Origin of the sequence: Paenibacillus qinlingensis (assembly GCF_031455095.1) — a bacterium.
Taxonomy (GTDB): domain Bacteria; phylum Bacillota; class Bacilli; order Paenibacillales; family NBRC-103111; genus Paenibacillus_E; species Paenibacillus_E qinlingensis_A.
In genome coordinates this window covers 1-15540 of the sequence record NZ_JAVDSB010000023.1, presented here as the reverse complement: position 1 = coordinate 15540, position 15540 = coordinate 1, and the positions used below count along the sequence as shown (strand labels likewise).

Below are 15540 nucleotides of genomic sequence, written 5' to 3'. Positions count from 1 at the left end.
GATACTACACGACTTAAGATTCTTTCATTATTCTTTCATTAGACTTCTTTATTATGATTTATAGTGAACGTCTAGTTGCAGATACCACAGATACGTTTCCGTATCCATATTAAAGGAGAAAACCATGAAAAAATTAGTCTTATCCCTAATTATTGTTTTATTTGTGTTTTGGACTTCATTCTCGCAAATTCGACCTGTGTATGCAGTTGAGACCGATTTTACTTTTACAGTTGGTTCCAATGGCGCGACAGTTACGGACTACAAGGGCACGGATTTGAACGTGGTTATTCCCGAAGCGTATGCCGGTACGACGGTAACCGAGATCGGAAGATCAGCATTTGATACGAACGGTACGGGGAAACCTAAAATTACGAGCGTCATAATTCCGAGCAGCGTAAAGGTAATTCAAACATATGGATTTCGTTATACTAGCCTCACTTCCATAGACCTTCCTGACGGCTTGTTGACGATCGGCTCCAGCGCATTCGAAAACAATCCGCTAACAAGCGTTGTTTTTCCAGACAGTGTGACGATGATCGGCAATTATTCTTTTTATATGAACAAGTTGACATCGATTAAATTGCCGGAAAATCTGAAGACGATTAACGGTGGAGCTTTCGACACTAATCACATTGCGAAACTAGTCATTCCAGCAGGTGTAACGAAAGTCGACAGTAGCTCATTTTATAATAACAACTTAACAAGCATAACTGTGTTAGGCGATGCAACAACTTTTGGGTCAGGCGTGTTTACAGGAAATCCGGTCAATCTGAAAATATTCGGAATTGCGAATTCACCCGTATATGCTTATGCATCGAGTAACGGACATTCGTTTGTGGACGGAACTGTTTTGTTTCAAGCGGTTGCTGAAGCCAAATCGTTGTTGAAAAGTCATCTGGCAGGCACCGGCGTAGGACAAGTACCGGCCAATACTTATAACGACTTGTCTGCAGCTTATGATGCAGCTATGGTTTTTATCGACGGAATCGGGAATGCCAGCAACGCTTCCGACCTGGCTAATGCCGCAATTCCTCTGACCACTTCCAACGCGGCATTCCGTTCACAAATTATCCAAGCTGGTAATCCCACGGCGTTGGGGGTGGCGATTACGTCGGCGCAGCAGGCGTTAATTGATCACCCGCAAGGGACGAACGTGGGACAGGCGTCGGAGGTAAACCGTAGCGATTTGCAAAACGCGATCACTGTAGCCCAGCAAATTTTTAATCAGGCTACTCAGTATCTTCAAGTCGAATTAGATGTGGCTGTTACAAATTTACAATCAGCGTTAGATACATTCGAAAATGTAATTATTTCAGCTGGCAGTCCGACGGCGCTGGGAGCGGCGATAACAACAGCGCAGCAAGCGCTGACAGATCATCCGCAAGGGACAAACGTGGGACAGGCGTCAGCGGGAACGCGCACCGCACTGCAGACAACATCCAATGCGGCGCAGCAAATTTTCGATAATGCGGGCAATTACACGCAGGATCAATTGGATACGGCTGTAAACCAATTAAACACAGCGGTACAAGTGTTTAATGCCGCAGTCATACAAGCTGGCAATTCGTCGGCGCTGGGAGCGGCGATCACTGTGGCGCAGCAAGCGCTGACGGATCATCCAGAAGGTACTGATGTAGGGCAGACTTCGGCAGGAACACGCACCGCACTGCAGACAGCATCCAATGCGGCGCAGCAAATTTTCGATAACGCGGGTAATTACACGCAGGATCAATTGAATACGGCTGTAAACCAGTTAAACGCAGCGGTACAAGTATTTAATGCCGCAGTCATACAAGCGGGAAATTCGACAGCGCTGGGGGCAGCAATCACAGCGGCGCAGCAAGCATTGACGGATCATCCAGAAGGTACGGATGTAGGGCAGACTTCGGCAGTAGACCGCGCAGCCCTTCAGACCGCAATTGATACAGCGCAGACTATTGTCGACGATGCGAAGAATCAATCTCAGACTAGATTAAATGAAGCCATTGTCAGTTTGAACGACGCTATAGCGGTATTTGAAGCCTCTTGGATAGGGGTGGTGCTAACCGCATCGGCCAATGATTTGTATGGATCAAGCGACACGATTCACTTTACCGTATTTTACGGATACGAAGTAACCGTGATGGGAACACCTGCGGTTCCAATCTTGATTGGAGATGATTCCGTCACTCAAACGGTATATGCCCCATATACAGGAGAGCGCAGTAAAGCATTGAGAAAACTTAATTTCGAATACCAACTTCCAGCAGGGCTCGCGGATGTTGACGGAATTAAAGTTGCCGCTTCATTGGACCTCCCGAACGGTGCAAGCATCATTCGCACCTCCAGCGGACTCGCAGCTTCGCTGACTTACGCAGCGCCGGATCTGAGTGGAATACGTATCGTGGCAATACCGCCCGATGTTACCCTGACGGCTGCATCGGACGGATCTTCACGTAAAATGATAAGCGTGACCACAAGTGTGTACGGCGTAGCTGCGGGAAATGCGCTGAAGGAGCTCCGTTGGCTGTCTGGAAGCCTAAGCGAGGCTGATTTTTCTGGCGGAACGAAAGGAACCGATATTTTGGCGTCATCTCAATTCGCGATTAGTGCTAACGGCGACTATACCGTATATGCCGTAGATGCAGCAGGAAATGAAACAGTGAAAACCATCACAGTTACTGGGATCTCAATCCCGTCTTTTTCGTATAATGGCGATAGACCCATCACATTGGGGACGACTGTGAAGATAAATATGGACGGAGGAATTACTGCGATTGTCGATCCTTCCGACATCACAAAGATCACGCTTTCGGACGGCATGGTGGTCGAGCAGGTCATCCTCCCCGAACGGACGAGGGAGAGGGTACTGGAACTTCTGAAAGATGTGAAGGAACCTTTTGTCAGCATTAATATTGGCAATCGGGAGCAGGCGGTACAAACACAGTTTCCGGCTGACTGGATCGCAGAAATGGCTCAAGTTTATCCGAATGCAATCATCGAGGTGAGGCTGAACAATTCCAGCTATCAGTTGCGGTTAAACGCAATCAATCTGATCGGCTTGGCGGAGCGTCTCGACACGGAAGTCTCCGAATTGACCTTAGGAATCATACAGGTGCAGGTCGGAGAGAATGTTCGACAAGAGATTAATCGCCTTGGCGTCTCACAAGGTTTTGCTGTTGTCTCCGATGTCTTTGACTACAAGGTGACAGCGGAAGCAAACGGGCAAACGTTGGAGGTGCATGACTATGGCGGAACGTACTCGATTCGGACTATTAAGTTAAGCGGAGAGAACATGAACCGTAACCTGGTTGCCGTTCAGTATATTCCGGCAAATGGTACCGTCGTTTTTGTTCCGGCGCAGCAGGGAACCAGTCCAGATGGCACCAACGAAGCGATTTTGAACGTGCCACATAACAGCTTGTACACGGTTGTAGATGTGAAAGCACGAACGTTCACCGACTTGAACAATCACTGGGCGAAAGCGACTGTGGAACATTTGGCGTCCAAGTTGCTGGTGAACGGCGTGGCGGCCGATCGTTTCGCGCCAGAGGGAACTATATCACGGGCGGAATTCTCAGCTATGCTCGTTCGCGGGCTAGCTCTATCCGTAAAAGAGAGCGGGGGCGGTGCCCGTTTTACGGATGTCCCTGCATCTGCTTGGTATGCCTCTGCAGTAAATACGGCAGTGGCTAGCAACCTGGTTAGCGGCATGGGTACCAGCCTTTTTGCTCCCAATGACCGGATTACCCGCGAACAAATGGCCGTTATGATCGCCAGCGCCTTAACCTTGACCAGTCATGGAACTGGTAGTGAAGAGCAAGGGCAAGAGGGAAGACGCCTAGACGCTTTCACGGATCGAGAAGCCATTTCTTCATGGGCGCAAGAGGCCGTAGTCCGAGCATTGGAAGACGGAATATTGAATGGTATGGATGACGGACGTTTTGCCCCGAAGGAGTATGCTACGAGGGCGCAAGCAGCAGTTATACTAAAAAGGTTCCTGCAATTCGTGCATTTTATTGATTAAAAGCAATGAGAAATCAGTTCAAATCTTATTGATTTACGCATTCATTAATAATGGAAAAGTCGCATGTGATGCGGCTTTTTTATTTTAGTAATTAACGAAATGTTGCTGCTTATTTACTTGGATAACAAGGAAGGAGGGTAGATACTCGATGAATAAGCATGTATATTGAAAAGGGGGTTACTTAGGACTGACCCGCATGGCATTTACATAATGAGGAGAGACGCTTCAGTGAACATAATTCAATGGTTGTCCTTACTGCTTTTTCTGGCAGCGGGAGTCATGCTATACGTTGCGTTTTTGTCCTATCAGCAACGGCATTTACCAGTCGCTAGAACGATGATTCTGATTATGATTGGAGCTGCTTGGTACGCAAGTGGTTATGCTTTCGAGTTATTAAGCCGCAATTTATATGAAGTTAAATTTTCGCTTCAAATCGAATATGTGGGAATTCCATTCGTCACAACGCTGTGGCTCATCCAAGTCATCCAATTCTCTGGAACGGCTTCGCTTTACAGAAAACGCCTTGCGCTGGCACTATTCATTATCCCTGTAGCGGTCTTTATTTCCCATTTGACCAATGAGTGGCATCACCTTTTTTATGAGCAATATATCTTCAATGAGTCTACTTCATTTCCGTTGTATAAAACAGTTAAAGGACCTTGGTATCAAGCACACACGCTATATAATTACTTTGTAATATTGTGTGGATTTTTTCTATTTATCCCGATGTATTGGCGGTCTTCAAAAGTCGTTCGCAAGCAAATTATTGTGCTGACCATGGGAGCTGCAGTGCCCTTTTTGTTCAATATAACCTTGTGGTTTGGCATGGATGTCGATTTGACGCCTTTCGGGTTCGCAGTGTCTGGGATCGTCTATGTCTGGGGAATTCTGCGATTCAATCTGCTCCGATTTACACCACTTGCGTTGACTCAAGTGTTCGACACCATCCGGGATGGTGTTATCCTGCTCGATTACGAGGATCAAATTGTCAGTTACAACAAAGCAGCCGAAGGCGTCTTACCGGAACTCACATTGACGAAACATTACCCTGCCTATGTCGGGGAGGTTCTCTCCGCGAATCCTGAATTGATTCAACCCATTCTTGACTCTCATCAGGGAAACGAACGGTTCTCGTTCTATAGATCCGAAGCTGATGGCAATAAAAATAAATATTATCAATGTAGTGTATCGTTCATCTCTGATTCAGGCACGCACATTGGAAAAATGATCCTGTTTAATGATATCACGGAGTTGAAAGAAAACGAGGCAAGGCTGCGTGAGAGTGCGAAGCAGCTTTTGGAATTAAATTCGTTTAAGGACAAGATGTTTACTATTGTGGCACACGACGTTCGTGATCCGATCGCGCATTTAGTCAGTATAACCGAACTGCTTGGTGAAGAACTTGCTGCGGATAACAATGAGCATGCCGAATTATTCGGAGTACTCCAAGGACAAGTACAGAACACATTTTATCTTGTCGAGAATTTGCTAGACTGGTATCGCAACCAGCAAGGCAATGTCGTGTTTCGGCCGCTAGGCTGGAATTTGCAGCAAGTCGTTCGTCAAGCCCTGTTACTAGCAGAGTCGAAGGCAGAAATGAAGCAAATTGTGCTGAGAGAGCAAATTGATGAGAAGTTGACTGTTTGCGCAGATAAAGAGATGCTAGATCTCATTCTGCGGAACTTGCTATCGAATGCGATAAAGTTTACGGGAATTGGTGGATGGATTGAAATAGGAGCTGATCAGGATAAGGATAGGATTGTTGTGACTATACGCGATAATGGAGAAGGAATGGACGAAGAGACGGTGAACATGCTGCGCCGTGACGATACATTTACTAAAGTGCCGGATACTGAACAAATTGCAGGGCATGCCAGATTTGGACTTATGTTGACTCGTGAATTTATTGCAATTCATGGAGGAACTCTGTCGTTTGATAGCGTGCCGGGAGTAGGAACGACGTTTTACTTTACTTTGCACAGTTCAAAAGACGGGAAGGATGTAATTGACTCTTATTGGAAGGAAGGCGATAAAGCTTGAAAGTTATTTTGGTAGACGATGACGCGACAATGCATTTAATTTTGAGCAAAATGTTGCATAAGCTGCCAGAGGTTCATGTTGTTGGTGCCTTCAAGGATACGAAATCTGCTGATATCTTTTTACAAGAGAACACAGATATTGGCCTTGCATTCGTTGATATCTCCATGAAAGGTGAGAATGGGCTGGAATTCGCTTCCAGATTAGGAAACACTGGATCTCCGGTTCAAATTGTATTCGTCACCTCTCACAAGGATTTCGCCTTAGAAGCTTATGACCTTTCGGTGATCGACTATCTGGTCAAACCAGTTTCCCAAGAAAGGCTGCAGCGAACCGTACATCGTGCGCTTCAGAACTGGCAGGCTTTCCATAGGCCAGCAACCCAGACACCACCTGCGGAGTATAGAGGAAGGCTTGCTATTACACTGCTTGGAGATGTTCTTGTAAGCAATGAAATGGGCCGAGTGAAGTGGATCTCCCGAAAATGTGCGGAACTCTTTGCCTATCTCCTGCTTTACCGAGGTAGACGTATTACACGTTCCAAATTGATTACTGATATTTTTGGCGGTATAGATCAGTCAGGAGCGGTGAGCTATTTGAATACAACCGTGTACCAACTGCGCAAGTCACTAGAACCGCTTGGTTTGCGCGAAACCATACGTTCAGAGAACGATGGCTATGTACTTGAGTTGAAGGACGCTACTATTGATTATGTCGAGTTCGAATCGCAAGCGAAAGAACTGCAATCGATCAATGCCAGTCAAGTGGAACTGGCCTTAAGGGTTGAGCGGCTTTTTACGGGTGATCTGTTCGGCGATAAAGCATATGTATGGGCTATTCACGAAACGGAACGTTATAGTCAAATGTACACGTCATTCGTCAAACGCCTCGTCAACGTACTTATTTCATCGGGAGATACAGGTTCCGCTTCTAAGTTATTGCTTAAGTTAAACGAGAATAATCCGCTAGATGAGTCGGTCATCCACCATTTGATGTTGATACGCGAGATGACTGGGGACAAAAAAGGATTGACCGTACTGTATACGGATTATGTTCGGCTGCTTCATCAGGAGCTAGGTATTCGCCCTTCTGAAGAATTGACCGTTCTATATTCCAAACAACTTTAAAAGCCGAAATCTCGCCCAGTTAGTGGAGCAGTCTAGCGGTTGTTTTCACGCTAATAGTTAGAATCTTGTCCAGATCTCTCGCATATAATGACAGCAAACTGATCTTGGGAGGGGTAGAATCTGAAATCATTTCAAAAGTATGTGGCTGAATTCATCGGCACGTTCGTACTTGTTCTGTTCGGCTGCGGAAGCGCAGCTACTGCTGGAGGCGAGCTGGGGTATTTGGGCATCGCAATGGCTTTTGGTCTGTCGATCGTAGCACTCGTCTACACGATAGGCCCTATTTCTGGCTGCCATGTTAATCCTGCCGTATCACTCGTCATGCTCGTCACCCGGAAGCTTTCTGCCAAAGATTTCTTCGGCTACGTCGTCGCCCAGGTCGCTGGTGCTGTCGCCGGTTCGGCGCTCCTGTACGCGATCATCGACTCGACGGGCAAGGCGGTGACAAACCTTGGGCAGAACGGTTTCAGCGATGGCTACGGCATCGGCATTACGGCGCTGATGGCTTTTGTGGTGGAGATTGTCTTGACGTTCGTTTTCGTCTACGCGATTCTCGGCGTGACCTCGGAGCCCGGCAACAGCAGAGTCGCTGGGCTAGTCATCGGATTGACGCTCGCGTTCGTACATATTCTCGGCATTGGCTTGACAGGAACTTCGGTCAATCCAGCTAGAAGCTTCGGACCGGCGATTCTGCTAGGGGGAGAAGCGTGGAATGAGCTGTGGGTTTTCGTCACGGCTCCGTTCCTTGGGGCACTGCTTGCGGTTGCCGTTTATCGGCTGCTGAACGTTCGCAAAGCCTAACTAGTGAAAACCGCCGCCTTTTAATTATAAACATAGACCTGCAGCTCTTTGCTGTGGGTCTTTTTTTGTTATTAACGACTGAGCTTTAAGGTCATGGACATCGTTTTGGCATTACTTCTATTCTTCAAATGTGAAGGTAATTTTAATTAGCAGAAAGAGCAGGTAACGAATGAAATATCACGAATAATTTTAAGTAATAGCGGATCGGTATTTAGTAAGTGAGCTCTCCCGAAGTCGAAATGGTTTAGTAAATGGAGGTACTCTAAGATGCTCTTAAAGTTTTTTGTTCCCCTTATATGTTTTTTCACAATACTCTCTTCCGTGCTATTGGGAAAAGTAACAAACATTTGGATGGTAATCATATTCGGTTCGCTCTTTGCGTTTAGTGTAGCAGTACATAATAAATACCCGAGATTACATAGATTACAGATTGTGTTTCTTCTTATTTTTCATTGGTATAGTCACTTGAATTGGTGTTTAATTTTTTACTACATCTTAATTCTACTTTCTTCTCAAAAGAAACAGACGTACAATCAAAAGTTACCTATCTCATTTATGTATATTTCACTTTACTCTACAATCCGTTTAGCTTATCAACCAATAAATACTTACAATTTATTGGTTGCCGTGTATGATTTTATTGGTGCAGCTTTAATCGTGCTACTCTATCATTATTTCCTCAACTTAGAATTGGAAAAAATAAGATTGAAGGAGAAAAATGCTTTTTTAGAAACACATGACCCTCTCACAGAGCTTTTGAATTATAAAGGTTATATCAATGCCCTTCAAGATTTGATAAACAAACCCTGTAACTTTGTTTTGATATTAATTGATTTCCAAGACTTTAAGTCCGTAAATAATCAAAGCATCAGTAACGGAAACGAGGTATTAGTAAATATCTCACTACTTTTGAGACGAGTATTCTCAGATGCTTATATGATTTCCCGTTATGCAGGTGATCGGTTTGCAATTACAATTCCAGCAAAAGAAAACATTATTCATGAAATCGATGAATTACTGAGTTCTGATGTATTAGGATATCAGGTTACACATAGTAGTACGCAATTTCCACAAGAGTCAGCTTTGAAAGAAGAACTAATCACTATAGCAGAAGAAAAATTGTTTCAAAACAAACGGAATGTATGGTTGAAACGTGAAGAGAGCTTATTCCGTTCTGAGAAAATGAGAGCAGTGGGGGAATTGGCGGCAGGAATGGCGCATGAAATACGCAATCCGCTTACAACAATTAAGGGGTTTATGCAATTATCGACCCAAAACGGATATGATATTGGACCTTGGTTTGAAATAATTATGAGTGAAATTACGCGGATGAATGAACTAACATCAGAATTCTTACAGTTCTCGAAACCAAATATTAGTAATATGAAACCTGAACTTGTAACTAGTTGTTTAGATAGATTGTTATTCTTAACTGAATCAGATGCAGTTTCCCGCGGACATAAAATAGTTCTAGAGACTGCTGCAGACTCCTTATGTGTATATATTGATCGAGATAAAATGGTTCAAGTATTACTAAACCTTGTAAGGAATGGCTTAGAAGCAATGAATGAACCGGGGACTATTTATATTCGTTCAAAACGTGAAGACAACTATGCTGTTGTTGAAATTGAGGATACTGGACAAGGCATATCATTGGCAGAACAAGCGAAGATACTCCAACCCTTTTATACGACAAAAGACAATGGTACTGGTCTTGGTTTATCCATTTGTCAAAAAATTGCACAGGACCACGGTGGCAGGTTGGACTTTCAAAGTATCGTCGGGATCGGGTCGATATTTAGATTTATTTTGCCAGTTTATCACGAAAGCAATTTATAAAAACCTTGATTGGCTTTGTGCCATTCAAGGTTTTTATTTCTCAATTACATGACTCATTGGTTAACTTTTTAGTTAACTAAAAAACTTTATTATTGACATTATACAGGTTATTTCGCATAATATGACCATTAGTAATTATTTTTTAATGTTAAATAGTTAACTTAAAAGTTAATCTAATGGAGAGTTGGCCAAACATGACGAGCACGCATAAGTATGTTAAAAATTACCCGCGACCGCAATGGATACGTGACGAATGGCAATTGTTAAATGGGGAGTGGAGCTTCCGCTTCGATGATTCGTTCGAAGGAGAACGGAACAATTGGTACAGCAATCTCTATGCCGATCGGACAATTCAAGTTCCATTTACGTACGAGACGAAGGCAAGCGGAATAGGCGAGGAGAGCTTCCATCCATGCGTTTGGTACGAACGAATCGTGCCTATACCGGCAGAAACAAATGGTAAACGTGTCATGCTTCATTTTCAAGCTGTCGACTATATAACTAAACTTTGGGTGAATGGCGCATATATCGGCTCGCATGAGGGAGGGTACTCAGCGTTCTCTTTTGATATTACGGATGCAGTTGAACAAGGTGGTAATAACCGCATTACTGTCCGAGTTGAGGATGGCAACAGCACGATGCAGCCGCGAGGTAAGCAGCGCTGGATCGATATGAACTATGGATGCTGGTATGTACAGACGACGGGTATCTGGCAGTCTGTATGGCTAGAATACGTCGACACTTGCTATGTAAGCAGTGCGAAGATTACGCCGAAGTTGGAGGAAGCATCCGTTTCGTTCGAATACGAACTGGGAAGTACCGTTCGCTCATTCCAAGGATTGACGCTGCTGACAATTGTAAGATACGATGGCAAGCTGATTCGCTCAACCGAAATGAACGTAGATAGGAAGTTCGTGAAAGTGGATTTAAGCGTTATGAACGATGTCGGCGAATGGAAGGTACATGCTTGGCATCCCAATCATCCGAATTTGTACGATGTGGAAGTGGTTCTGAAGAAGGACGGCAAGCCCGTCGACACTGTTTACACCTATTTCGGTATGCGCCGCATTCAGATAAAGGGAAATCGTATCCTCCTCAATAACCATCCGTATTATCAACGTCTGCTACTAGATCAAGGGTATTGGGAAGATACTCATCTGACACCGCCAAACGAGGAAGCTCTTATTGAAGATATCGAGAAAACATTAGCCCTTGGATTTAACGGTGTACGTAAGCATCAGAAACTGGAAGATCCGAGGTTCTTGTACTGGGCGGATCGCAAAGGGCTTTTGGTATGGTCGGAATTCGCATCCACGTATGAGTTTGGAGATGATGCCTTACAACGATTCACGAAGGAATGGACCGAAGTTGTGCGTCAGTATTATAATCATCCGAGCATTGTCACATGGGTGCCGTTCAATGAATCATGGGGCATTTCAAGCATCTCTACGGACCGGAAACAGCAGCAGTTCACCGAATCGATCTATCATTTGACAAAAGCATTTGATCAAACGCGGCCTGTCGTTGTAAATGACGGTTGGGAGCACACGGTTTCGGATATTATAACGTTGCATGATTACGAGGAACTAGGATCCGTACTCGAAGCTCGTTACAAGGACCCAGAAGCACTACTTAGCAATGAAGTTGCTCATGACAAACATCGATATCCTTTTGCTAATGGATACAGCTACAAGGGGCAGCCGGTCATCATCAGTGAGTATGGCGGTATTGCGTTCAAGAGCGAAGAGGGTTGGGGTTATGGCAATCAAGTGAAGAATGAAGAAGAATTTTTGGCGCGGTATGAAAGCATCACGCAAGCTATTAAAAACTTAACATACGTTAGCGGGTTCTGCTATACCCAGTTAACCGACGTGCAGCAAGAAGTGAATGGCCTGTTAACAATTCAACGTGAACCCAAGATCGAGATGGAGAAAATTAAAAAAATCAACTTACAATAGAAGATTTGTATGGTTGACCGATAATTGGAATAAGTGCAGCCCACCTTATAATACAAGGTGGGTTTTTAATCGTGCTTTTCTTTAACTCACCTGTACTTTGAAAATATAGCACTAGACTTAAAGTATTCGGTTATTATGTCTACTAGTTTCGTCCATGCATTAAAATTTCGCAATCATATAATGAAGAGATGCTATAAAAAGGTTGAGCTGATGCATGATTAACTAGGAGGTGCAAACTATGAGTAATGGAGTAACAGGGCCTACTGGTGCAACAGGTGCAACTGGAGCGACAGGAACAACTGGAGCAAAAGGAGCAACAGGCGCAATCGGTGCAACTGGTCCAACAGGTGCAACTGGTCCAACAGGTGCACTTGGAGCAACAGGTGCAACTGGAGCAACAGGTGCAACTGGAGCTGATGGCGATACAGGGGCGACAGGATCTACTAGGGCGCATGGTGTAACAGGGGCAACGGGAGACTGGTAGTACAGGAGCAACTGGTAGTACAGGAACAACGGGATTGGCAGGATCTACTGGTGCAACAGGAGTAGGAGTTACAGGAGCGACAGGTCCGACAGGATCGACGGGATTAACTGGTGCAACAGGAGTTACAGGACCAACAGGACCAACAATGCCAATATCAGCATTTAGAGCTTCGGCTAATGTAAATCAGCAATTACCATCTTTTTCGGCTACAACAAAAGTATTATTTACACTTGAAATATTTGATTTAAATAATGAATACAATACAGCTACATCAACTTTTACACCAACATATTCGGGTATATACGCTGTAACGGTAACTTTAAGTCTCAATCCAAAAAGTGGAACTAACTATACTGCTGATATTAGAGTTAATGGTAATACTCAAATCTCGATCAGATATGAACCTAATGGTGCACCATCTTTAGTAGAAACGATGTTACTTAATGGCATTCTGCAATTACAAGCTGGTGATATTGTACAAGTGTTTGCAATTAATCCTCAAGGTGAAGGTCGAATATTAGGAAATCCTACTGGAACGCATTTTGAAGCAGCTAGATTCCCTTCCTAAACCGAGGCAACCAATTGGAGGGCGTTAGTGAATGAGTGTAGAGATTGTACCTTTGAATGAGTCTCTTGTTCCTTCTGTTAAAAGGTTGTTAGCTGGATATATGAATTCTTCATCAAATGGTGTAACCGAATCAGAAACAACAACTACCCAATTAAGAGAATGCGAGGATATTTTATACCGGTTTTTACGAAATAATAAGTCGCATTGTTATGTGGCTAAGTTCGAGCAAGAGTATGTAGGGTTTATTGTTCTGTCATGGAGTTTTTCTATATCGAAAGGGTATCCTGTGCTCCGAGTAGATGCTTTATATTCATCGCCGCATCATAGGAATAAAGGTGTAGGTAGTAAACTAGTACAATACGCCATAGGCATAGCTATTGAGAACAAAGCGTCCCGATTACAGCTTGAGACAGATGATGAGAATAGTCCAGCTCGAAAGTTATATAGTAATCTCGGATTTAAGTTAATCCCAGGTAAAGGACTGTACATGGCTTTTTTATAAGACTTTCCTAAAATCATGACAGATTCGAAATGTAATATTTCGTAGCGACTAGCTAATCATTTGCCCAGATATTCCCTGTTTTTTACATACTTATTCAGATTGCTGGAGAATCTATCTCTGAGGTGATTTGAGTGAGTTCGTTTAAAATTAATATAATTTTCTTGACTAGTGCGCTAGTTATTCTTGGGGCATCTACCGTGTATGCTGAGCCGCGAGAAGAATTTCTTGAGGAAGCTTTCTTACAGCAATTGCATCCAGTTGTGTATTCATCACTGCAAAGTATTTATCACGAACAACACACGCAGTATAAATGCATCCGTATTGTCTCTATTAATGAACGAGTAACCGCATTGAGAAAGCGAGCAAAAGAGCTGCCAGTCGATGCTATACATGGTCAAAAGTATTTTGAGATAACCGTTGGAATTCTTAGAAGTAATAGCGAGTATGTTGAGTTAACTTTAAAAAACGATACGGTATCAGCTCTATATTATCTTGTGAATTACAAGAAGGATGTACGTCAAGTTCAGTTTAATTGCATCCCAAGTTTATAAAAAACCAATTGAAGAGGCGCTAAATGCGTCTTCTTTTTTTTGTTTCTCGAAGACACAAAGTTCCAGAAATTAATCTTCTGCGCTAACTGACTGGAAATCGAAAAAAGGATTTCTTCGGTTTTTGAGGAAATTTAAAAATAATTGCGCTTAAATCTCAGATGTTTCACGATGGAGAGTAGGCGAGACTCATTCACTCAACTAAACCAGCATATGCGACTAGTTTTTTAGGGTGATGGAACCGATCTATCTAACGCGAGCATAATGGAATGAGAAGGAAAATAACCCTAAGTGTAGAACATTACATCTACCCTAAAAGATAGGAGGTGTGCAGCATATGAGGAAGAAATATCTTTGGGTCATTTTTTCAGTTTTGCTCATTATTTATATACTATTTTTTCCATCAGCAACCGCAGAATTAGCAGTTCGTAAAGATTTATTTTTTACTCTCCATCCAATAAAGGCATTCAGCAATTCAATTCATGAAGGAAAAATTAAAAATGATTCAAGATATGGCGACTTATACGAAGTAGAAGGAATTAATTCTTCTTTTATATATGTAAAGAAAAGTACACTGGGTTGGAGAGTAACTTCTAATGGGACAGCTCCCTAAACTCACAGTGATGAATGATTACGATAAATGGGAAACGTTAGTTAAAAATGAGGCTGCCATTGTTAAAAAATTGGGATTAGCGGGGAGAGGATCTGGGTGTTAAACGATTCTTCGGCAATTATCGAGCAATACATTCGGAATCTAGACAGATATTCGATAGAACAATTGCGTTTTAAAAGCAAAGAAAACGTGTGGTCGGTCGGGCAAATGTATATCCATGTGATCGAGGTGGCGAAAGAGTACATTGGGTATATAGAAACATGCACAAAGGGAACGCATGAAGAACCCGAAGGTAAAACGGAGGTCGGAACGAAGGCGCTTGCGGAAAAGGAGTGGCCCAATATCCGTGTGAAACTTGAGCAACCGGCCAACGAGACAAGCAACCCCGAGAGTAAGGATGAAATCATAGCCGGCTTGGAACAGGTGCTTGAGAAGTTGGCCTACTGGGCAGGTTGCGTAGATGAAGCGAATCCGGCTTGCAAGGTGCGCCATGGCTGGTTCGGGTGGCTCAACGCGGGGGATTGGTTTGAGATGGTTGGCATGCACAGCAGGCATCATTTGCGTCAGAAGACGAATCTGGACGGGGAACTGGCGAAGGCAGGAATAAGTTAACCTGATTTCGCTTGTTGCCGACGTGTGTATAGTTGGGAAAGATGTCTTATTAGAAGAAAAGTGTGAAATATATGAATTACTTAACCTTGGAATCTCACTTGGAAGTATTTCAGTGATGGGGATGTCTGAAACGTAGTTTCTAACCTAGAGCTGCTACAAACCTTCCCAATATTAGCTTAGTTGATTACATTGTTGAAGCAGTATACGAAGGTATATTTTCGAAGTTTAATTTCATTGAAATAGAGAAAATATGTAATATTTCTTGTCGTTTTATTGCAAATAGAGTAAGTTTTCATGTAAACAATATTCATGTAGAAAAATTTGTGATGACATATACCGTCATTCGTAACGCTAACTGGCGAAGTACGACAAGTTCTGCCATAAGCACTAAACAGTGCGAAAAGCAGGAGACTACAGCAGTAATCTTAACTTTACAACCGAGGAT

General features: G+C 43.4%; 12 protein-coding genes. All 12 read left to right on the top strand.

Features of this window, described 5'->3' with window-relative positions:
* The first annotated feature begins 124 nt into the window (after positions 1 to 124).
* The 12 genes from J2736_RS31160 to J2736_RS31105 all read left to right on the top strand — a co-directional run bounded on the left by J2736_RS31160 (position 125) and on the right by J2736_RS31105 (position 15095).
* Entirely contained in the window at positions 125 to 4006 is a 3882-nt protein-coding gene (locus J2736_RS31160) for a leucine-rich repeat protein (RefSeq protein ID WP_310502460.1), read from the top strand.
* Between the two features lie 228 nt (positions 4007 to 4234).
* Positions 4235 to 6046 carry a sensor histidine kinase gene (locus J2736_RS31155; protein WP_310502459.1) on the top strand — a complete coding sequence of 604 codons (1812 nt, stop codon included), beginning with the start codon at positions 4235 to 4237 and terminating at the stop codon, positions 6044 to 6046.
* On the top strand, positions 6043 to 7170 hold the full coding sequence (locus tag J2736_RS31150; protein WP_310502458.1) for a response regulator: 1128 nt from the start codon (positions 6043 to 6045) through the stop codon (positions 7168 to 7170). The genes J2736_RS31155 and J2736_RS31150 overlap by 4 nt, the downstream gene beginning before the upstream one ends.
* 120 nt (positions 7171 to 7290) lie before the next feature.
* On the top strand, positions 7291 to 7971 hold the full coding sequence (locus J2736_RS31145; protein WP_310502507.1) for an MIP/aquaporin family protein: 681 nt from the start codon (positions 7291 to 7293) through the stop codon (positions 7969 to 7971).
* A 555-nt stretch (positions 7972 to 8526) separates the two neighbouring features.
* The gene (locus J2736_RS31140; protein WP_310502457.1) at positions 8527 to 9810 is read left to right on the top strand and encodes an ATP-binding protein; all 1284 of its coding nucleotides are present in this window, start codon (positions 8527 to 8529) and stop codon (positions 9808 to 9810) included.
* 194 nt (positions 9811 to 10004) lie between these two features.
* On the top strand, positions 10005 to 11768 hold the full coding sequence (locus J2736_RS31135; RefSeq protein WP_310502456.1) for a glycoside hydrolase family 2 protein: 1764 nt from the start codon (positions 10005 to 10007) through the stop codon (positions 11766 to 11768).
* Positions 11769 to 12006: 238 nt separating this feature from the next.
* A complete protein-coding gene (locus J2736_RS31130; RefSeq protein WP_310502455.1) occupies positions 12007 to 12252 on the top strand; it encodes a hypothetical protein in 246 nt (81 codons plus the stop codon).
* Between the two features lie 34 nt (positions 12253 to 12286).
* On the top strand, positions 12287 to 12820 hold the full coding sequence (locus J2736_RS31125) for a C1q-like domain-containing protein (protein ID WP_310502454.1): 534 nt from the start codon (positions 12287 to 12289) through the stop codon (positions 12818 to 12820).
* Between the two features lie 31 nt (positions 12821 to 12851).
* Complete coding sequence (locus tag J2736_RS31120; RefSeq protein ID WP_310502453.1) at positions 12852 to 13322, top strand: GNAT family N-acetyltransferase; 471 nt, start codon at positions 12852 to 12854, stop codon at positions 13320 to 13322.
* Positions 13323 to 13453: 131 nt separating this feature from the next.
* Positions 13454 to 13873 carry a hypothetical protein gene (locus tag J2736_RS31115; RefSeq protein ID WP_310502452.1) on the top strand — a complete coding sequence of 140 codons (420 nt, stop codon included), beginning with the start codon at positions 13454 to 13456 and terminating at the stop codon, positions 13871 to 13873.
* A gap of 334 nt (positions 13874 to 14207) precedes the next feature.
* Entirely contained in the window at positions 14208 to 14483 is a 276-nt protein-coding gene (locus J2736_RS31110; RefSeq protein WP_310502451.1) for a hypothetical protein, read from the top strand.
* A 96-nt stretch (positions 14484 to 14579) separates the two neighbouring features.
* On the top strand, positions 14580 to 15095 hold the full coding sequence (locus J2736_RS31105; protein WP_310502450.1) for a DinB family protein: 516 nt from the start codon (positions 14580 to 14582) through the stop codon (positions 15093 to 15095).
* Positions 15096 to 15540: the final 445 nt, after the last annotated feature.